This window comes from Pseudocitrobacter sp. 2023LY-00077 (genome assembly GCF_055796175.1).
This window is the reverse complement of the sequence record NZ_JBSPEI010000010.1, coordinates 216558-237007: the sequence shown is the minus strand read 5'-3', so window position 1 is coordinate 237007 and position 20450 is coordinate 216558. Positions and strand designations below refer to the sequence as shown.

Sequence of the window (20450 nt, the reverse complement as noted above, 5' to 3'; positions counted from 1 at the left end):
TTAAACTTCGTAATGAATTACGTGTTCACTCAGAGACTTGGTATTCATTTATCGTCTTGCGACGTTAAGAATCCGTATCATTGAGTGCCCACACAGATTGTCTGATAAATTGTTAAAGAGCAGTTGCAACGCGGCTTTACGCTCACCGTTGCGAGGTCCCGTATAATACGTTTTCCTCTTTCAGAGTCAACCCCATTTTTAAGGATTTTTCTCTTCAACCGAACCGGCTGTTTGTGTGAAGTGATTCACATCCGCCGTGTCGATGGAGGCGCATTATAGGGAGTTCTCTGTAGGCCGCAATAGAAAAATGACAGAAAAATGACTGACTGCTGCATTCCACAGCAACACCCCACTTTATACCCACTTGCCCACAGAGTTATCCACAATCCGCCATTTAAACAGGGCTTAGCTATGCGATTTAACCAGCGCAGGCAGGTCTGCAAGGCTGTTAATCACGATATCTGCCGTCTGTTCCGCTTCCTCTGTTACCGGCTTGCCGGTGCGAACCAGAACCTTCGTGCCGACATTAGCTGCCGCAGCGGCCTGCATGTCTTCCAGTTTATCGCCCACCATATAAGAAGAAGCCATATCGATGTGCAGATACTCCTGGGCGGATTTGAACATGCCCGGATGCGGTTTACGGCAATCACACACCTGGCGATACTCTTCTACCGTTCCCTGCGGGTGATGCGGGCAATAATAGATGCCATCCAGGTCAACACCGCGATCGGCCAGCGACCAGTCCATCCACTCAGTCAGGGTTTCAAACTGCGCTTCGGTAAATTTGCCGCGCGCAATCCCGGACTGGTTAGTCACCAGCACCAGCGCATAACCCATTTCTTTTAATTTACGCATGGCATCAATAACGCCATCGATAAATTCGAAATCATCTATTTCATGGACGTAACCATGATCGACATTAATCGTGCCATCACGATCGAGAAAAATAGCGGGTACAGACTTTGCCACCGTGTTGCTCCTGAATAAGGCGTGTGACGCTAGTATCTCATGTTTCGACGGGCAATAAAGTGCTGATCGTACAAAGCCGGATTGATTTAGACGTCTGGATGCCTTAACATCCGTTCAGTTGACGGCTATCGACCGTTTCTGGCAGAAGAAAATGCCACGGCAAACCCATAAGCGATAATAAATAGTCTAATGATTAAACTTTCGAATATCACCAAAGTGTTCCAGCAGGGGAACCGCACCATACAGGCGTTGAACAACGTTAGCCTGCATGTTCCTGCCGGGCAGATTTACGGCGTCATTGGCGCATCCGGCGCGGGTAAAAGTACGCTGATTCGCTGCGTGAACCTGCTTGAGCGCCCAACCCAGGGAAGCGTTGAAGTAGGCGGCCAGGAGCTGACCGCGCTTTCTGAAGGTGAGCTGACCAAAGCACGCCGTCAAATTGGCATGATTTTCCAGCACTTTAACCTGCTCTCCTCCCGTACCGTTTTTGGTAACGTGGCATTACCGCTGGAGCTGGACAACACCTCTAAAGAGGAAGTGAAACGTCGCGTCACCGAGCTGCTTGATCTGGTCGGTCTTGGCGATAAACATGACAGCTACCCGGCAAATCTCTCCGGCGGCCAGAAACAGCGCGTGGCGATTGCCCGCGCACTGGCAAGCAACCCGAAAGTGCTGCTGTGCGATGAAGCCACCAGCGCGCTGGACCCGGCGACCACCCGCTCGATTCTCGAACTGCTGAAAGACATTAACCGCCGTCTGGGGCTGACTATCCTGCTCATCACCCATGAAATGGACGTGGTGAAGCGCATCTGCGATTGCGTGGCCGTCATCAGTAACGGTGAGCTGATTGAACAGGATACGGTGAGCGAAGTCTTCTCCCATCCGAAAACCCCGTTGGCGCAACAGTTTATTCAGTCCACGCTGCATCTGGACATTCCGGATGACTATCAGGCGCGCCTGAAAGCCGAACCGTTCGCCGACAGCGTGCCGATGCTGCGCCTGGAGTTCACCGGCCAATCCGTTGATGCGCCGCTGCTCTCAGAGACCGCCCGTCGCTTCAACGTCAACAACAACATTATTAGCGCGCAGATGGATTACGCCGGCGGCGTGAAGTTCGGCATTATGCTGACTGAAATGCACGGCGAACAAAACGATACACAAGCCGCCATTGCCTGGCTGCAACAACACCATGTAAAAGTAGAGGTACTGGGTTATGTCTGAGCCAATGATGTGGTTACTGGCGCGCGGCGTCTGGGAAACGCTGGCGATGACCTTTGTGTCCGGCTTTTTCGGTTTTGTAATCGGCTTACCGGCGGGCGTGCTGCTGTATGTCACGCGTCCGGGGCAAATTATTGAGAACGCAAAGCTCTACCGCATTTTGTCAGCGCTGGTAAACATCTTCCGTTCTATTCCTTTTATTATCTTGCTGGTGTGGATGATTCCGTTTACCCGCGTGATCGTCGGCACGTCAATCGGTTTGCAGGCGGCTATCGTTCCGCTGACCGTTGGCGCTGCGCCGTTTATCGCCCGTATGGTTGAAAACGCCCTGCTGGAAATCCCGACCGGGTTGATTGAAGCCTCCCGCGCAATGGGCGCCACGCCGATGCAGATCGTCCGTAAGGTTCTGCTGCCGGAAGCGCTGCCTGGCCTGGTGAATGCCGCAACCATCACGCTGATTACGCTGGTTGGTTATTCCGCGATGGGCGGTGCCGTCGGCGCAGGTGGTCTGGGTCAGATTGGCTACCAGTACGGTTATATTGGCTATAACGCGACGGTAATGAATACAGTACTGGTATTACTGGTCGTTCTGGTTTATTTAATTCAGCTATCTGGCGATCGCATCGTTCGGACTGTGACTCATAAATAACGTAATATACTCAAAATCATTCGAGTTGCTTCAAGGCGGCAAGAGAGTGAATCCCCAGGAGCGTACATAAGTACGTGACTGGGGTGAGCGACAAATCTGTCAGGAACAGATTTGAACACCGCAAAGCGGTGGCCCGTAAGGGCGAGGCTCATGGATGAGCCGAGTAATCCGCAGCCAACACAGAAGCAACTTGAAGGATGAAGAGTATAGACAACACAACTCGAAGAATTAAGGAAATAACATGGCGTTTAAGTTTAAAACTTTTGCGGCGGTCGGCGCTCTGATCGGTACTCTGGCACTGGCGGGTTGCGGTCAGGACGAGAAAGATCCCAACCACATCAAAGTCGGCGTGATTGTCGGCGCAGAACAGCAGGTTGCTGAAGTTGCCCAGAAAGTGGCGAAAGAAAAATACGGCCTGGACGTAGAACTGGTGACCTTCAATGACTACGTGCTGCCTAACGAAGCGCTGAGCAAAGGCGACATCGATGCAAACGCCTTCCAGCACAAACCGTATCTCGATCAGCAGATCAAAGACCGCGGCTATAAACTGGTCTCCGTTGGCGCGACCTTCGTTTACCCTATCGCGGGCTACTCGAAAAAAGTTAAATCGCTGGACGAACTGCAGCCAGGTTCTCAGGTTGCCGTACCTAACGATCCGACCAACCTTGGCCGTTCCCTGCTGCTGCTGCAGAAAGTGGGTCTGATTAAACTGAAAGACGGTATTGGCCTGCTGCCAACCGTTCTGGATATCACCGAGAACCCGAAAAACCTGAAGATTGTTGAACTGGAAGCGCCGCAGCTGCCACGTTCTCTGGATGACGCGCAAATCGCGCTGGCGGTAATCAACACCACTTACGCCAGCCAGATTGGCCTGACCCCGGCAAAAGACGGCATCTTTGTTGAAGACAAAGACTCCCCGTACGTTAACCTGATCGTAACTCGCGAAGATAACAAAGACGCGGAAAACGTGAAGAAATTCGTTGAGGCTTACCAGTCTGACGAAGTGTACGAAGCCGCAAACAAAGTCTTCAACGGTGGCGCGGTAAAAGGCTGGTAAGTTACCCCCGCTAAGCACTATCTTTCAGGACGGGCGCATGCCCGTCTTGTCATTTCTGCAAGCACCTGATTCAATAAGCGCTGGTCTATCATAATTCGAGGAAATACTATGCGTGCTTTACCGATCTGTTTAATAGCACTGATGTTAGGCGGCTGTTCGATGCTAAACAGATCTCCCGTTGAACCTGTTCAAAGCACCGCGTCTACGCCTAAAACGGAAACCGTAAAACCAAAACCTGTCCGCGCCACCCCGGTGAGAATCTACACCAAGGCGGAAGATTTGGTCGGCAAACCTTTCCGCGATTTAGGTGAAGTCTCCGGCGATTCCTGCCAGGCAACCAATCAGGACTCTCCGCCAAACATCCCGACCGCCCGCAAGCGTATGCAGATCAACGCCTCTAAAATGAAAGCGAATGCGGTTCTGCTGCACAGCTGCGAAGTCACCAGCGGTACGCCAGGCTGCTATCGTCAGGCCGTATGTATCGGTTCGGCGCTTAACGTTTCGGCGAAATGAGCACCTTCCAGTTCGAGCAGATAGGCATTATCCGCTCGCCGTATAGAGAGAAGTTCGCTGTACCGCGCCAGCCAGGTCTGGTGAAAAGCGGCGGCGGCGAACTTCACTTGATTGCGCCTTATAACCAGGCCGACGCCGTTCGTGGCCTGGAAGGGTTCAGCCATTTATGGGTGCTGTTTGTTTTCCATCAGACGATGGAAGGCGGCTGGCGCCCCACGGTTCGCCCTCCTCGTCTGGGCGGCAATGCCCGCATGGGCGTCTTCGCTACGCGTTCGACCTTTCGCCCGAATCCCATCGGCATGTCGCTGGTTGAGCTGCGGGGGATCCGCACCCACAAAGACCAGGTGATCCTCGAACTGGGTAGCCTGGATTTAGTGGACGGCACGCCGGTGGTGGATATCAAACCCTATCTGCCGTTTGCCGAAGCCCTGCCGCACGCCAACGCCAGCTATGCGCAGGACGCGCCGCAGGCCGCTGTCGATATCGCGTTTACCCGTGAAGTGCAGCAACAAATTTTATCCCTGGAAAAACGCTACCCGCGACTACAGCAGTTTATCCATGAAGTACTGGCGCAGGACCCGCGTCCGGCCTACCGTAAGAATGAAGAAGAAGGGAAAACCTACGCCGTGTGGCTCCTTGATTTCAACGTGCGCTGGCGCGTAACGCCCGCAGGCTTTGAAGTCTTTGCGCTGGAAGCCAGGTAAATTCGCTACACTCTCTTTTGACATCCCCTTCTCGCTGGTAAACTAAATCACTTTTTTTTGCATCAGGCTTGATTTGAGCCTGTTCGATCGTCCAACTGGAACCGTAACAACATGCGTACTAGCCAATACCTGCTCTCCACTCTGAAGGAGACACCTGCCGACGCCGAGGTTATCAGCCACCAGCTGATGCTGCGCGCCGGGATGATCCGCAAGCTGGCCTCCGGGTTATACACCTGGCTGCCGACCGGCGTGCGCGTCCTGAAAAAAGTCGAAAACATCGTGCGTGAAGAGATGAACAACGCCGGTGCTATCGAGGTGTTAATGCCGGTGGTTCAGCCATCTGAACTGTGGCAAGAGAGTGGTCGCTGGGAACAATATGGCCCGGAACTGCTGCGTATTGCAGACCGTGGCGATCGTCCGTTCGTACTCGGCCCAACTCACGAAGAAGTGATCACCGACCTGATTCGTAATGAGCTCAGCTCTTACAAACAACTGCCGCTGAACTTCTATCAGATCCAGACGAAATTCCGTGATGAAGTCCGCCCGCGTTTCGGTGTGATGCGTTCCCGTGAATTCCTGATGAAAGATGCCTACTCTTTCCACACTTCTCAGGAATCCCTGCAGGAAACCTACGACGCCATGTACGCCGCTTACAGCAAAATCTTCAGCCGTATGGGTCTGGATTTCCGTGCTGTGCAGGCTGATACCGGTTCTATCGGCGGTAGCGCATCCCACGAATTCCAGGTGCTGGCGCAGAGTGGCGAAGATGACGTGATCTTCTCTGACTCATCCGATTACGCCGCTAACATCGAATTTGCTGAAGCCGTTGCGCCGAAAGAACCGCGCGCTGCCGCCACTCAGGAAATGACGCTGGTTGATACACCGAACGCAAAAACTATCGCCGAGCTGGTTGAGCAGTTTAATCTGCCGATCGAAAAAACCGTCAAAACGCTGCTGGTAAAAGCGGCGGAAGGCAGCAAATCTCCACTGGTTGCTCTGCTGGTACGCGGTGACCACGAACTGAACGAAGTCAAAGCAGAGAAACTGGCGCAGGTTGCCAGCCCGCTGACCTTCGCGACCGAAGAAGAAATCCGTGCTGTCGTTAACGCAGGCCCAGGCTCTCTCGGCCCGGTAAACATGCCGATTCCGATGGTTATCGATCGTACCGTTGCGGTAATGAGCGACTTCGGTGCTGGCGCTAACATTGACGGTAAACACTACTTCGGTATCAACTGGGATCGTGATGTCGCGACGCCTGAAGTTGCGGATATCCGTAACGTGGTTGCCGGCGACCCGAGCCCGGATGGTAAAGGTACGCTGCTGATTAAACGTGGTATCGAAGTCGGTCACATCTTCCAGTTGGGTACCAAGTACTCCGAAGCGATGAAAGCCTCCGTACAGGGCGAAGATGGCCGTAACCAGATCCTGACCATGGGCTGCTACGGTATCGGGGTAACTCGCGTGGTGGCGGCGGCGATCGAGCAGAACTTTGATGACCGTGGGATCCTGTGGCCAGAAGCTATCGCACCGTTCCAGGTAGCGATTCTGCCGATGAATATGCACAAATCCTACCGCGTGCAGGAGCTGGCTGAGAAGCTGTACGCTGAGCTGCGTGCGCAGGGTATCGAAGTGCTGATGGACGACCGTAAAGAGCGTCCGGGCGTAATGTTCGCGGATATGGAGCTGATCGGTATTCCGCACACCATCGTGCTGGGCGACCGTAACCTCGACAACGACGATATCGAATACAAATACCGTCGCAACGGCGAGAAACAGCTGATTAAAACCGGCGATATCGTCGATTACCTGGTGAAAGCCATCAAAGGCTAATTCGGGTTAAGTTATGAAAAAGCCTCGCGATTGCGGGGCTTTTTTGTCGGGTGGCGCTGCGCTTACCCGACCTACAGGCCGGATCAGTTACAATCTTTCCCCGGAATAAACTTCGTGTTGCTGTCCGGTTGTAACGTTTTCACCATCTCGCCCGTATCCGGGTTAGCTTCGAGGGTGAAATGCCCTTCCACCACCAGCAGTACAGGCTTAGTTTCCGTGCCACGCGCCACCGCATAATCACGTTCTAACTGCGCATTGCTGGCCACCGCCATCTTCTTGCCTGTGGCGCAATCGGTAAAGATTGCCGCATCCGCCATGTAGAAATACATCCCGCGCATCGCCATTGGCGTTGTCGGCAGGCTCGCCTTCACCGGCGCCAGCGTGTAGTTAAGCGTGGACTCAATCGGGTTTCCTTCCTGGTCGAGCATCTCCAGGTTATCACCTTTCACCCGATACCAGGACTTCTCGCCTTTACTGTCGGTTAACACCAGCTTCCCGGCGGTACGCGCCCAGGTGCCATAGCTGGCGAACGATGACGGCTCTTTTGCCACGCCCTGATAGCGTTCATTCATTACCCACGTGCCATCTTTGGCGAGGAACAGCGAGGTTTCAATCCCTTCGCAATCGGCGCAAGGTAAAATACCGCGCCAGCTTTGCTGCATCGGTTTCAACTCCGCCATTTGGGCCGGGGCCAGTGTTTCCACTTCCGCACGATTGTTACACCCAAACAGTGCAAACAGCATACCGGCGGCAGCTATCGTCAATATTGCTTTTTTCACCATCAATTCCCTCTTTGATTTCTTATTACGTCCGCAGTCGTTAGTAGTTCACCTTGCCACGCAATGTTTTTACATTCGATTTTTGCGCTTTGGCATTCAGCCTGCGTTCTTTGGACGCGCGCGTTGGCCGGGTTGCACGACGACTTTTCTGTTCTGTCGTTAATTCCTTAATGACAGCCACCAGCCGCGCAATCGCCGCTTCGCGGTTCATCTCCTGACTGCGATACTCCTGCGCTTTAATGATAAACACACCGTCGGCAGAAATTAAGTGGTGACTGGCTGCCAGCAGCTTCTCTTTATAATAGTCCGGCAGGCTGGAAGCGCGGATATCGAAACGCAAATGGATAGCCGTCGAGGCCTTATTGACGTGCTGGCCCCCCGCCCCCTGCGCCCGGATGGCGGTAATGGTTATCTCTTCATCCGGGATACTGACCGCCCGTGAGAGAACAATCATGCCGGTTGCTGCCACGGCGTAAAATGAATTTCCAGATTATTCTGAGCATCCGATAACCAAATCGCGCCTTCCTGCAGCGTCGCCTGAAGCGTCATGGTGCGAGAGGCAAAGGCGCTGAGCTTCGCCAGCTGCTCATCATCCAGATACCAGACGCTCAGTTTATCGAATGACGCCAGTTTGCTCTGGTTTTGTTGCCACCAGATTTCAGCCGCGCGGCTGTTATAGGTGAACAGCGCTACCTCCTTCGCCAGGCTGCACGCTTTCTTGATGCGGCGCTCGTCCGGCAGGCCGAGTTCAATCCACAGATCGATGCCCAGATGGTCGTTACGCAGCCAGATTTCCGGCTCATCATCGGCGCTCAGGCCACGGGTGAACTGGAGACGATCATCGGCATATTTAATCCACGCCAGCAGGCGTAGCATCATGCGTTCCTGCGTTTCGGACGGATGCTGTGCCAGCGTCAGGGACGCATCGAGAAACTGGTTGCGGTCGATGTCGGCCACATTGACCACCGCCTTGTAAATTGTCGCTTTCAGTGCCATACATTAGCTCCTGTAAAAATGGCGCTCATTGTAACGAAATCAACGGTAAAAGGCTGTCGGGATTTACAGGAGCCGACATTCATCCTGCTGATAATGCTTAAATGAGTATGATATAGTCACCTTGCTAAACAGAGTTTATCTTCGTAGGCTTAACTTGCATCCACGGTTGAGTCAGAACGCTGACAGGAGGGCATGTGGACAATTATTGTGAGTTGATTCGTCAACGCTATGCGGAAATTGCCAGCGGAGATTTAGGGTACATCCCGGATGCGCTGGGTTGTGTACTGAAAGTATTGAACGAAGTTGCGGCGGATAGCGCCCTTTCAGAGTCGATCAGGGAAAAAGCGGCCTATGCGGCGGCAAACTTACTGGTGAGCGATTATGTCAATGAATGAGACCTATCAACCTATCAATTGTGATGACTATGACAATCTCGAGCTCGCCTGCCAGCATCACCTCGTGCTGACGCTGGAACTTAAAGACGGCGAAGTGCTGCAAGCGAAAGCCAGCGACCTGCTCTCACGCAAAAACGTAGAGTATCTGGTCCTTGAAGCTGGCGGAGAGAGCCGCGAAGTGCGCCTCGACCGCATTACCAGCTTCAGCCATCCGCAAATCGGCACCGTCGTGGTGAGCGAATCCTGAGTGAACAACGGGCAGCTTAGCTGCCCGTTTTTTTCCATTCCAGCTGTAAACCGGTTCCTGGCGTTATCGCCCCTTCCTGCGTCACAAACCGCCCCGCCGCTGCCACCAACACATCGTTATAAAACAGCAGCGGCGTGGTGTCGCGCAGCCACGGCGGGACACCCAGTTCCTGCCAGATTTTTTTCAGCTTGCGACCACCGTTGCGCCCCACGATGTGAAGCGTGCCTGGGGCTTTAAAACGAATGGTGACGATTTCATTTTCGTGCGGTGGACGGATATCGCCCCCCGAAACCAAACGCACGTCTCCAACGGGTAAACTCAGGCACTGCGCAATATCAGGCCAGAGAAACGTTTTATCCCCCGGCGATACGCGCGTTTTCACCCACCAAAGTTGTTGCTGATAGCGACGAATCTCGTGATCGCCATGGCGCAGGCACGGGGCCGCATCCTCGCGCGCCTCGACAACTTCCTGCCAGATGCGCGTCAGCATATCGCGCGACGGCATAGCCGCATGATGTAATGCCAGCCAACGGCGTAACAGTGCGGCGCGGCGCGGGGCGCTCATAGTTAGCATCGGCGACAGATTCAGCGCGCCTTCCGGCGTCACCAGGCGGATCAGTTCCCCGGCCAGCAGTTCATCCAGCAGTTGCTCCTGTTCAGCACAGAGCGCCGCGCTACGGGCCGTGGCTTGTGCAAAATGGGGCCAGCGCTCGCTGAGCAGCGGTACGACACGTAAACGGAGGAAGTTTCGATCGTAGGCATCATCCTGATTGCTCTCATCTTCAATCCATGAGAGCTGGTGCACTTGCGCCCACGCCAGCAGTGAAGCACGCGATGCATTCAGTAAGGGGCGAAGCAGATACCCGCTCGCAAACGGCATGCAGGCGGGCATGGCGGAAAGCCCCGCCGGGCCGCTTCCGCGTTTGAGCGCCAGCAGGAAGGTTTCACACTGATCGTCCAGATGCTGCGCCGTAACCAGCGCCTCGCCATCCTGTAACGCTTCACTGAATGCCTGATAACGCGCCTGCCGGGCCTGCGCTTCAATTCCCAGACCATCCTGCGCCAGCGTCACGCGCACAACCTGTAACGGGACATTCCACGCTGTACACAGCTGCTGGCAATGGGCAACCCAGGCATCCGCGTGCTGACTCAGGCCGTGGTGAATATGTATTGCCCGCAGCGTGACGGATGGATTTTCCCGCCGCCAGCAGAGCAGCTGATGCAGCAATACCGTGGAGTCCAGGCCACCGCTGAAGGCCACCAGAAACTGGCGGTGAGGCTCAAGGGATGAAGTGAAAGCAGGCGTCGTCATGATGTTGTCATTAGAAGGCTAAGCCCGGCACGTTACCGGGCCGGACTCAGGGTTGCAAGCCCTACTGCTGGTACAGTTCCAGCGGCAGGCCGTCAGGGTCATTAAAAAAGGTAAAGCGCTTGTCCGTAAACGGATCAACGCGAATCGCTTCGCAGGTTACGCCATGTGCCTGCAAATGCGCGACCGCTGCATCGAGATTGTCCACGCTAAAGGCCAGATGACGCAGGCCGCAGGCTTCCGGGCGGCTTGGACGCGCGGGCGGAAACGGGAACGAAAACAGCTCAATCACATACTGCCCGTTCAGCGCCAGATCGCCCTTCCAGGAATCGCGCTCTCCGCGATAAAACTCACTCTGCAGGGTAAACCCCAGAATGTCGCAGTAGAATGCCTTACTCTTCGCGTAGTCGGTCGCAATAATGGCAATATGGTGAATCTGTTTTAAACCCAGCATTCTTATTCTCCTTTATCGTTTTCAGCACGTTACCTGTGCCGGGGCTTAACGCGCAACCCCTTCGCCGCTTTTTAAGACTCGAACCCGGTAAACGCCGTTCTCATCACGCTTCGCACCGTGAATATCCGTCTCGAAGCCCGGATAGTGACGCCCGACCGAGCACAGCATCAGCAGAAAATCGAGCACCGAGCGGCTCTCTTCGGTGATCATCTCGCCCGGCATCAACAGCGGCACGCCCGGCGGATACGGCAGGATCATATTAGCGGAAACGCGCCCCACGACTTCTTCCAGCGCCACCGTTTCAACGTCGCCTTTAATCTGACGCTGCCATGCCTGATGCGGCGTCATCTTCATTTCCGGCAGCACGTCAAACGCACGCAGCATTAAACGCGGCAGATCGTGCTGGCGGATCAGTTTGTGGATCCCCTGCGCCAGATCCTGAATACGCATATTGCGGTAGAAATCCGGATCTTCCGCGTAGAGATCCGGCAGCATGTTTTTCACCCGCAGATTAAGATCGTAGGCGCGCTTGAACTCCGTTAACCCGCGCAGCAGGCCCATTGCCCGGGTTTTATCAATACCGATGCTAAACAGGAACAGTAGATTATACGGCCCGGTTTTCTCCACCACCACGCCGTGCTCATCGAGATATTTCGCCACCAGCGCCGCAGGAATACCCTCGTCGCTCATGTTGCCCTGCTCGTCCATACCTGGCGTCAGGATGGTCACTTTGACCGGATCGAGGAACATATGATCGCTGTCGGCATCGGCAAATCCATGCCAGTCTTCCCCCGGCGAGACCGGCCAGCATTCCGCTTCGTCGATCTCTTCCGGCTGCCAGATGTCAAAGAACCAGCTATCCGACTCTTCACGCAGTCGCTGAACCTCTTTGCGGAAATGCAACGCACGCTCCACCGAACGGGTGATCAGACGCTTTCCAGGATTGCCGCGCAGCATCGCCGCTGCCGTTTCGATTGAGGCGACAATCGGGTAACTCGGCGATGTCGAGGTGTGCATCATAAAGGCTTCGTTGAAGGTATCTTCATCGTAGTCGCCTTTGATGTGAATAAGCGAAGCCTGCGACAGCGCGGCCAGCATTTTATGCGTCGATTGCGTTTCGAAGAACACTTTCCCCGGCACGCGCTCGCCGCTCATGCCGCTTTTGCCCTGATAAATTGGGTGGAAGTGGGTATACGGCACCCACGCCGAGTCGAAGTGAATCGACGGCACATCCAGCGTTTGCTTGATCCAGTTGGTGTTATACAGCAGGCCATCGTAGGTGGAATTCGTGATCACCGCATGCACCGGCCACTGTGCGTTTTTAGTCGCATCAACTTTCTGTTGCAGGCTGTCGCGGGTAAATTCATGCCGCGGGATCCCCCCGAGAATACCGAGCGCGTTCCGGGTTGGCTTCAGCCACAATGGCACTACATCACTCATCATCAGCAAATGGGCGAGTGATTTATGGCAGTTACGGTCAATCAACAACGTGCTGCCCGCCGGTGCAGCATACATGCCGACAATTTTGTTCGACGTCGAGGTCCCGTTGGTCACCATATAACTCTGTTCTGCGCCAAAGGTGCGGGCAATATACTCTTCCGCTTCCAGATGCGGGCCGGTGTGATCGAGCAGCGAACCCAACTCGGTGACGGAAATCGAGACATCCGCCTTCAGCGTATTGGCGCCAAAGAAATCATAGAACAGGCAACCAATCGGGCTTTTTTGATACGCCGTTCCCGCCATATGACCGGGCGTACAGAAGGTGTATTTACCCTCATTCACATAGGTAAACAGCGCTTTGGTGAACGGAGGCGTAATGTTATCCAGGTACTCATCGGTGTACTGGCGGATGCGGGTGGCGATATCGCCAGACTGCCCCAGCGCATATTCAAAGAACCACAGCGCCATCCGCAGATCGTGGACGCTGACGTCCATCGTCGAATGGGTGTTAATGAAGGCGTAAAGCGGGAGATATTCGTTTAGTTGATTGATCTCGCTACACAGGTCAACGTTGTATTCGTCCCAGTCGAAGATAACGCCGCAGATACGCGGGTTATGTTCGATGAATTTCAGCAGGTCAGCGCTGTTTTGCGGCCAGATAATTTTGAAGCCCTGCGCGAGTAACGCGCTTTCCAGCTCCTTGATAGGCTCGTCTTTGTAGTAGACGCCGTGCGGCCCCATAATGGCGATTATATTCATGCGCTCCTCCTGGAAATGTTAGCTAATCATAGCCCAGCTAAATCACAGATAAAAAAAAGGGTCACGCAATGTGACCCTTTTTTAGCAAATATCTGATTAACCGCTTACGCGTAGCCGTAGCTCATCAGGCGCTGATAACGACGATTTTTAAGGTCGTCTTTGCTCAGCACGTCAAGATCGGCCAGATCTTCCAGCAGTTGTGCTTTCAGCGATGCCGCCATCACTTCCGGGTTGCGGTGCGCGCCGCCCAGCGGTTCTGGAATGATAGAGTCAATCAGCTTCAGCTCTTTCAGACGCGGGGCAATGATGCCCATCGCTTCTGCGGCCAGCGGGGCTTTATCCGCGCTTTTCCACAGAATAGACGCACAGCCTTCCGGTGAAATCACCGAATAGGTGCTGTACTGCAGCATATTCACTTTATCACCCACGCCGATCGCCAGCGCGCCGCCGGAGCCACCTTCACCGATAACGGTACAGATAACCGGCACGCTCAGACGTGACATTTCACGCAGGTTACGCGCAATCGCTTCAGACTGACCGCGTTCTTCCGCGCCCACGCCAGGGTATGCACCCGGGGTGTCGATGAAGGTGATGATCGGCATGTTGAAGCGCTCGGCCATCTCCATCAGACGCAGGGCTTTACGGTAACCTTCTGGTGCTGGCATACCGAAGTTGCGACGGATTTTTTCTTTGGTTTCACGGCCTTTCTGATGACCAATGATCATCACCGGACGTCCATCCAGACGCGCGATCCCGCCCACGATAGCTTTATCGTCAGCATAAGCGCGGTCGCCGGCCAGTTCGTCAAATTCATCAAACGCCAGGCGGACATAATCCAGGGTGTACGGGCGCTGCGGATGGCGCGCCAGTTGGGCTACCTGCCATGCGCCGAGATCGGCAAAGATTTTGCGCGTCAGCTCTACGCTTTTTTCGCGCAGACGATGCACTTCTTCGTCGATGTTAATATCCAGTTTCTCATCCTGACGGCTAACCGCAGTCAGAGAATCGATTTTCGCTTCCAGCTCTGCGATCGGCTGTTCAAAATCAAGGAAATTCAGACTCATAGTATTCCTGTATTAGTCAAACTCCAGTTCCACCTGCTCCGAACCAATAAGGCCACGCAGATCGTTAAGTAAACGATCGCTCGGAGAGACACGCCACGTTGCACCGAAACGCAACCGCGCACGTGCATCCGCCCTCTGATAGTAGAGATGTACTGGAATTGTCCCAGAGCGGTGGGGTTCCAGAGACTGACGGAGTCGGTTTAAAAGCTGGTCATCAATTTGCCTGTCCGTCAGCGAGATAGCAAGCCCGCGAGCGTATTTTTCCCGGGCTTCGTCAATATCCATAACTTCGCGGGCCATCATTTTAAGCCCGCCGCTGAAGTCATCAAAGCTGACCTGTCCGCTGACGATAAGTATGCGGTCTTTTTCCAGCAAATGCTGGTATTTATCCAGTGCCTCGGTAAACAACATGACTTCGAGACGCCCGGAACGGTCATCCAGCGTGCAGATGCCGATACGATTGCCGCGCTTGGTGACCATTACCCGCGCCGCAATGACGAGCCCCGCAGCCGTGGTCACTTTACCACGTTCTGTCGGATGCATGTCTTTTAGCCTGTAGCCTCCGACATAGCGCTCAATTTCTTTTAAATACTGGTTAATCGGGTGGCCCGTCAGGTACAGACCCAACGTTTCCCGTTCACCATCCAGCACCACCTGTTCCGGCCACGGCTGGCAGTTGGCGTAGGACTGTTCAATTTGCTCTGGTTCTTCCGCCAGCACGCCAAACATATCGGCCTGCCCGATGGCTTCTGCCTTCGCGTGTTGATCCGCCGCTTTCAGCGCATCGCCAAGCGAGTTCATCAACGCCGCGCGGTGCGGGCCAAGCCGGTCGAACGCCCCGGACATGATCAGTTTTTCCAGCACGCGACGGTTCAGTTTTTTGGTATCAGTGCGCGCGCACAGGTCGAACAGTTCGCGGAAATAGCCGCCATTGTTACGCGCTTCGATGATAGCCTCAATCGGCCCCTCACCGACGCCCTTAATCGCGCCGATACCATACACGATTTCCCCGTCATCATTAACGTGGAAATGATATAAACCGGAGTTAATGTCAGGCGGCAGGATTTTCAGCCCCATGCGCCAGCACTCATCCACCAGACCGACCACCTTCTCGGTGTTGTCCATATCCGCGGTCATTACCGCCGCCATAAACTCTGCCGGGTAGTGCGCTTTCAGCCACAGCGTCTGGTAGGAGACCAACGCATAAGCGGCGGAGTGAGATTTGTTAAACCCGTAACCGGCGAATTTCTCCACCAGGTCAAAGATTTTCATCGCCAGTTCGCCGTCAACACCGCGTTTTTTCGCGCCTTCTTCAAACGCGCCGCGCTGCTTGGCCATCTCTTCGGGCTTCTTCTTACCCATCGCACGACGCAGCATATCCGCGCCGCCAAGGGTATAGCCAGAGAGTTCCTGGGCAATCTGCATCACCTGTTCCTGGTACAGGATAATGCCGTAGGTCGGCTCCAGTACCGGTTTCAGGCATTCGTGCTGCCACTGTACGTCCGGATAGGAAATTTCTTCGCGACCATGCTTACGGTCGATAAAGTTATCTACCATCCCTGATTGCAACGGGCCCGGACGGAACAGGGCCACCAGTGCAATCATATCTTCGAAGCAGTCAGGCTGCAGACGTTTAATCAGGTCTTTCATGCCGCGCGATTCAAGCTGGAACACCGCCGTGGTTTCCGAGCGTTGCAGCATATCGAAGCTTTTCTTGTCATCCAGCGGAATGGCGGCGATATCCAGCGGCGGTTCGCCGTGCTTCTCGCGGCGGGCGTTGATCATCTCCAGCGCCCAGTTGATGATAGTCAGCGTACGCAGGCCAAGGAAGTCGAACTTCACCAGCCCGGCGTATTCAACGTCGCTTTTATCGAACTGGGTAACCGGGTGCTGACCCGCTTCATCACAGTAAAGTGGCGCAAAATCGGTGATTTTAGTCGGCGAGATCACCACACCACCGGCGTGCTTACCGGCGTTACGGGTGACCCCTTCCAGCTTACGCGCCATGTCGATCAGCGCTTTAACTTCTTCGTCCGCTTCGTAGATTTCTGGCAGCTGCGGTTCCGCTTCAAACGCTTTCGCCAGCGTCATACCCGGATCGGGCGGCACCAGTTTAGAGATGCGATCGACGAAGCCGTACGGATGACCGAGCACGCGCCCAACGTCGCGGATAACCGCTTTTGCCGCCATCGTACCGAAGGTGATGATCTGCGATACCGCATCGCGACCGTACATTTCCGCCACGTGATCGATAACCCGGTCGCGTTTCTCCATACAGAAGTCAACGTCGAAGTCAGGCATTGAGACACGTTCCGGGTTAAGGAAACGTTCGAACAGCAGGTCAAATTCCAGCGGATCGAGGTCGGTAATTTTCAGCGCATACGCCACCAGCGAGCCCGCACCGGAACCACGCCCCGGGCCGACCGGCACGCCGTTATCTTTTGACCACTGGATAAACTCCATCACGATCAAGAAGTAACCAGGGAAGCCCATCTGGTTGATAACTTTAAGTTCTGTTTCCAGACGTTCATCATACGGCGGACGGCGTTTTTTACGCTCTTCCTCGTCCGGGAACAGAAACGCCAGACGCTCTTCCAGGCCTTCATGGGATTTGGCGACCAGGAAGTCTTCGGTGCTCATATCCCCGGTCGGGAATTGCGGCAGGAAGTATTCACCCAGACGCACCGTGACGTTACAGCGCTTGGCGATCTCTACGGTATTTTCCAGCGCTTCCGGGATGTCGGCAAACAGCTCGCACATCTCCTCTTCGCTGCGCATATACTGCTGCGGTGAATAGTTACGCGGGCGTTTCGGGTCATCGAGCGTAAAGCCATCGTGGATGGCGACGCGAATTTCGTGCGCGTCAAAGTCACCGGTTTCGAGGAAACGGACGTCATTGGTTGCCACGACCGGCAGGCCACGCGCTTCCGCCAGCTCAACGGCGGCATGCAGATAAGGTTCTTCGTCCGGGCGACCGGTACGAATCAGTTCGAGAAAATAGCAATCCGGGAAATGTTCTTCATAGAACGAGACGCACTCCTCAACCAGCGGCATATTGCCACGCAGCAGGCAGCGCCCGACATCGCCCATGCGACCACCGGAGAGCAGTATCAATCCCTCTTTCAGTTCGACCAGCCAGTCGCGATCGATCCACGGGCCAGCGGCGCCGTAGCCACGCTGATAGGCGCGCGAAATCAGCAGCGTCAGATTCTGGTAGCCCGTATTATTGGCCGCCAGCACGGTGAGCTGCGTCATTTCATCGCCAAGCAGATCGCACTGCACGTGGAAATCGGCCCCAACGATCGGTTTGATCCCCGCGCCATGGCCCGCACCATAGAACTTCACCAGACCACACAGGTTGGTGAAATCGGTGATCGCCAGTGCAGGCTGGCCTAACGCCGCCGCCTTTTTCACCAGCGGTGCCGTTTTCGCCAGGCCATCGATCATGGAGTAGTCACTGTGCACCCGAAGGTGTACGAAACGTGGTTCAGCCATTGTTAGATCCCGCGTTGCTTACTGAGGGCGTAGATAGAGTCAGGATACCAGACCCAGCGCCCGTTTGACCGGGCCAAAACTGCGTCGGTGGTGCTCGGTGGCACCGTATTCTGCCAGCTTTTCCAGATGAAAAGCGGTTGGGTAACCTTTGTGCTGGGCAAAGCCGTACTGCGGAAATATACCATCAAGGGCAGCCATTTCGGCGTCGCGCGTCACTTTCGCAATGATAGATGCGGCGCTGATTTCCGCCACCCGGCTGTCGCCCTTCACCACCGCCATTGAAGGCATCGGTAACGCAGGGCAACGGTTGCCATCGATCAGCACGTATTCCGGTGCGATGCTTAACCCGGCAACAGCACGCTGCATCGCCAGCATCGTGGCATGCAAAATGTTCAATTCATCGATTTCATGGGGTTCTGCGCGGCCCAGGCTCCAGCAGAGCGCTTTCTCTTTGATTTCATCAAACAGCGCCAGACGGCGTTTTTCGCTCAGCTTTTTAGAATCATTCAACCCAATAATCGGGCGGGCGGGATCGAGGATCACCGCCGCAGTCACCACGGCGCCGACCAGCGGGCCACGGCCAACTTCATCCACACCAGCCACTAAATGGGTGTGCGGATACACAAATTCAATCATCGTGCTAACTCCAGAACCGCGTCAGCTGCCTGCTCATCGGCATTACAGCGGATTTGCAAATGCAGTTCGCGGAAAGTGTCGTGCATAGCGTGGCTGGTTTTGCCATTCGCCAGCAGCGGCAGTAACGCATCAGCCAGCGCCTGCGGCTGGCATTCATCCTGCAACAGCTCTTTCACCAGCTCGCGCCCGGCGAGCAGGTTAGGCAGCGACACATAATCAGTTTTAACCAGTCGTTCCGCCAGCCAGAAGGTGAACGGTTTCATGCGATAGCCCACCACCATCGGGCATTTTGCCAGCATGCATTCCAGCGCCGCTGTGCCAGAGGCCAGCAGTGCCGCATCGCTGGCAACCATCGCTTCACGTCCCATGCCATCCAGCAAGTGAACGTGGAGATCCGGCGCAACCTCGGCCTTAATGCGTTCGAACTGTTCACGGCGTTTGGCATTTACCAGCGGGACCACCACTTCCAGATCCGGATAGTGATGACGCAGGATTTGCGCCGTTTTCAGAAAATCAGCGCTGAGCATTTCCACTTCCGCGCCACGGCTGCCCGGCAGCAAAGCCAGACAGTGCGCATCGTGCGGAATACCCAGCACATCCCGCGCCGCATTTTTATCGGGGTCCAGCGGCATGGCGTCGGCCATGGTGTGTCCGATAAAGCGGCAGGGAACGTTAAATTTGTCGTAAAACGCTTTTTCGAAAGGCAGAAATGCGAGCACCAGATCGGTGGCTCTGCCTATTTTGAAAACGCGTTTCTGTCGCCAGGCCCAGACGGACGGGCTGACATAGTGAATGGTTTTAATGCCCTGCTTCTTCAGGTTGCCCTCAAGCGTGATGTTGAAATCCGGGGCATCAATGCCGACGAAAACATCGGGTTGCAGCTCAGTAAAACGCTTTGTGAGATCGGCACGAATGTGTAACAGACGACGCAGGCGCCCGAGGACTTCGACAATCCCCATCACCGCCAGCTCTTCCATTTCATACCAGGCTTCACAGCCTTCAGCCTGCATACGCGGGCCGGCAACGCCGACAAACCGCGCATTGGGAATCCGCGCTTTAAGAGCACGGATCAGGCCAGCGCCAAGAATATCGCCGGAAGTTTCTCCGGCGACCAGGGCAATCGTTAATGGACGCTGCTCAGTCATTAACGAATCAGACCGCGAGTTGAACGCGCGAAGAATTCCGTAAACGCTTTAACTTCCGGGTACTGCTCAGCCAGTTCAGCGATTTCAGCTTTCGCTTCATCCAGCGTTTTACCGTTACGGTACAACGCCTTATACGCATTACGGATAGCAGTAATCGCCTCACGGCTAAAGCCGCGACGTTTCAGACCTTCGATGTTCACCCCAAACGGCGTGGCATGGTTGCCCTGCGCGATCACGAACGGTGGAACGTCCTGCGCAACGCCGGAACAACCGCCAACCATCACGTGTGCACCAATGATGCAGAACTGATGGACCGCAGTCATACCGCCGATAATTACGTAGTCGTCGAGCGTAACGTGTCCTGCCAACGTGGCGTTGTTGGCAAGGATACAGCGATCGCCGAGCTGGCAATCATGCGCGACGTGCGCGTTGATCATCAGCAGGTTATCGCTACCCACCTTCGTCAATCCACCGCCCTGTACTGTGCCACGATGAATGGTGACGCTTTCGCGAATGCGGTTGCGATCGCCAATCTCCACACGGGTTGGTTCGCCAGCATATTTCAGATCCTGGTTCACTTCACCGATGGAGGCGAACTGATAAATCTCGTTATCACGGCCAATTTTGGTGATGCCGTTAACTACAACGTGAGACTTCAGTACGGTACCTTCGCCGATTTCGACGTTGGACCCCACAATACAAAACGGGCCAATGTGAACGTTAGCACCGATAACGGCACCGTCTTCAACAATGGCGGTAGGATGGATAAAGGCGGTTTTATCAATCACGGA

At 54.8% G+C, this 20450-nt stretch carries 20 protein-coding genes; 8 read left to right on the top strand and 12 right to left on the bottom strand.

Annotated features, from left to right (window positions below; translation table 11 throughout):
• Window positions 1-405: 405 nt before the first annotated feature.
• Window positions 406-969: a D-glycero-beta-D-manno-heptose 1,7-bisphosphate 7-phosphatase gene (gene gmhB / locus ACWWFX_RS14920; RefSeq protein ID WP_276221570.1), complete on the bottom strand. Its 564-nt coding sequence runs from the start codon at window positions 967-969 to the stop codon at window positions 406-408.
• A gap of 189 nt (window positions 970-1158) precedes the next feature.
• Between gmhB and metN the strand changes: the two genes are divergently transcribed.
• The 6 genes from metN (at window position 1159) to proS (ending at window position 6940) form a co-directional block, all read left to right on the top strand.
• Window positions 1159-2190, top strand: a complete 1032-nt coding sequence (gene metN, locus ACWWFX_RS14915) for a methionine ABC transporter ATP-binding protein MetN (protein ID WP_231825319.1) — start codon at window positions 1159-1161, stop codon at window positions 2188-2190.
• Window positions 2183-2836 carry a methionine ABC transporter permease MetI gene (locus ACWWFX_RS14910; protein WP_015965818.1) on the top strand — a complete coding sequence of 218 codons (654 nt, stop codon included), beginning with the start codon at window positions 2183-2185 and terminating at the stop codon, window positions 2834-2836. Before metN ends, ACWWFX_RS14910 begins: the two co-directional genes overlap by 8 nt.
• Before the next feature lie 241 nt (window positions 2837-3077).
• On the top strand, window positions 3078-3893 hold the full coding sequence (gene metQ / locus ACWWFX_RS14905; protein ID WP_149463200.1) for a methionine ABC transporter substrate-binding lipoprotein MetQ: 816 nt from the start codon (window positions 3078-3080) through the stop codon (window positions 3891-3893).
• Between the two features lie 108 nt (window positions 3894-4001).
• The gene (gene rcsF / locus ACWWFX_RS14900) at window positions 4002-4406 is read left to right on the top strand and encodes an Rcs stress response system protein RcsF (RefSeq protein WP_015965820.1); all 405 of its coding nucleotides are present in this window, start codon (window positions 4002-4004) and stop codon (window positions 4404-4406) included.
• A complete protein-coding gene (tsaA, locus tag ACWWFX_RS14895; protein ID WP_276221576.1) occupies window positions 4403-5110 on the top strand; it encodes a tRNA (N6-threonylcarbamoyladenosine(37)-N6)-methyltransferase TrmO in 708 nt (235 codons plus the stop codon). Before rcsF ends, tsaA begins: the two co-directional genes overlap by 4 nt.
• A 111-nt stretch (window positions 5111-5221) precedes the next feature.
• Complete coding sequence (gene proS, locus ACWWFX_RS14890) at window positions 5222-6940, top strand: proline--tRNA ligase (protein WP_276221578.1); 1719 nt, start codon at window positions 5222-5224, stop codon at window positions 6938-6940.
• An 83-nt stretch (window positions 6941-7023) separates the two neighbouring features.
• Here proS and nlpE read toward each other — a convergent pair whose 3' ends face one another.
• The 3 genes from nlpE to ACWWFX_RS14875 are packed head-to-tail and all read right to left on the bottom strand — an operon-like array spanning window position 7024 to window position 8715.
• Window positions 7024-7722, bottom strand: coding sequence for an envelope stress response activation lipoprotein NlpE (gene nlpE, locus ACWWFX_RS14885; RefSeq protein WP_456147186.1), 699 nt, complete (start codon window positions 7720-7722; stop codon window positions 7024-7026).
• A 37-nt stretch (window positions 7723-7759) separates the two neighbouring features.
• Window positions 7760-8173 carry an alternative ribosome rescue aminoacyl-tRNA hydrolase ArfB gene (gene arfB / locus ACWWFX_RS14880; RefSeq protein WP_231825321.1) on the bottom strand — a complete coding sequence of 138 codons (414 nt, stop codon included), beginning with the start codon at window positions 8171-8173 and terminating at the stop codon, window positions 7760-7762.
• Window positions 8170-8715 (bottom strand): YaeQ family protein, encoded by a 546-nt coding sequence (locus ACWWFX_RS14875; RefSeq protein ID WP_473224138.1) that lies wholly within the window; start codon window positions 8713-8715, stop codon window positions 8170-8172. The genes arfB and ACWWFX_RS14875 overlap by 4 nt, the downstream gene beginning before the upstream one ends.
• A 194-nt stretch (window positions 8716-8909) precedes the next feature.
• Here ACWWFX_RS14875 and ACWWFX_RS14870 point away from each other — a divergent pair, with 194 nt between their 5' ends.
• Together ACWWFX_RS14870 and rof are read left to right on the top strand one after the other, a co-directional pair.
• Window positions 8910-9110, top strand: a complete 201-nt coding sequence (locus ACWWFX_RS14870; RefSeq protein WP_015965826.1) for a YaeP family protein — start codon at window positions 8910-8912, stop codon at window positions 9108-9110.
• Window positions 9097-9357 (top strand): Rho-binding antiterminator, encoded by a 261-nt coding sequence (gene rof / locus ACWWFX_RS14865; RefSeq protein ID WP_015965827.1) that lies wholly within the window; start codon window positions 9097-9099, stop codon window positions 9355-9357. Before ACWWFX_RS14870 ends, rof begins: the two co-directional genes overlap by 14 nt.
• Window positions 9358-9373: 16 nt before the next feature.
• Here rof and tilS read toward each other — a convergent pair whose 3' ends face one another.
• From tilS to lpxA, 8 genes are all read right to left on the bottom strand, one after another.
• Window positions 9374-10669, bottom strand: coding sequence for a tRNA lysidine(34) synthetase TilS (gene tilS / locus ACWWFX_RS14860; RefSeq protein ID WP_473224137.1), 1296 nt, complete (start codon window positions 10667-10669; stop codon window positions 9374-9376).
• Between the two features lie 61 nt (window positions 10670-10730).
• Window positions 10731-11120 carry a VOC family protein gene (locus ACWWFX_RS14855; protein WP_473224136.1) on the bottom strand — a complete coding sequence of 130 codons (390 nt, stop codon included), beginning with the start codon at window positions 11118-11120 and terminating at the stop codon, window positions 10731-10733.
• Window positions 11121-11165: 45 nt separating this feature from the next.
• Window positions 11166-13319 carry a lysine decarboxylase LdcC gene (ldcC, locus tag ACWWFX_RS14850; RefSeq protein ID WP_276221589.1) on the bottom strand — a complete coding sequence of 718 codons (2154 nt, stop codon included), beginning with the start codon at window positions 13317-13319 and terminating at the stop codon, window positions 11166-11168.
• Window positions 13320-13423: 104 nt separating this feature from the next.
• Window positions 13424-14383, bottom strand: coding sequence for an acetyl-CoA carboxylase carboxyl transferase subunit alpha (accA, locus tag ACWWFX_RS14845; RefSeq protein ID WP_276221591.1), 960 nt, complete (start codon window positions 14381-14383; stop codon window positions 13424-13426).
• Window positions 14384-14395: 12 nt separating this feature from the next.
• Entirely contained in the window at window positions 14396-17878 is a 3483-nt protein-coding gene (dnaE, locus tag ACWWFX_RS14840) for a DNA polymerase III subunit alpha (protein ID WP_276221593.1), read from the bottom strand.
• A gap of 39 nt (window positions 17879-17917) precedes the next feature.
• Window positions 17918-18514, bottom strand: coding sequence for a ribonuclease HII (gene rnhB / locus ACWWFX_RS14835; protein WP_149463183.1), 597 nt, complete (start codon window positions 18512-18514; stop codon window positions 17918-17920).
• The gene (gene lpxB / locus ACWWFX_RS14830) at window positions 18511-19659 is read right to left on the bottom strand and encodes a lipid-A-disaccharide synthase (RefSeq protein WP_276221597.1); all 1149 of its coding nucleotides are present in this window, start codon (window positions 19657-19659) and stop codon (window positions 18511-18513) included. The genes rnhB and lpxB overlap by 4 nt, the downstream gene beginning before the upstream one ends.
• Window positions 19659-20447 carry an acyl-ACP--UDP-N-acetylglucosamine O-acyltransferase gene (gene lpxA, locus ACWWFX_RS14825; RefSeq protein WP_276221599.1) on the bottom strand — a complete coding sequence of 263 codons (789 nt, stop codon included), beginning with the start codon at window positions 20445-20447 and terminating at the stop codon, window positions 19659-19661. The genes lpxB and lpxA overlap by 1 nt, the downstream gene beginning before the upstream one ends.
• Window positions 20448-20450 lie beyond the last annotated feature (3 nt).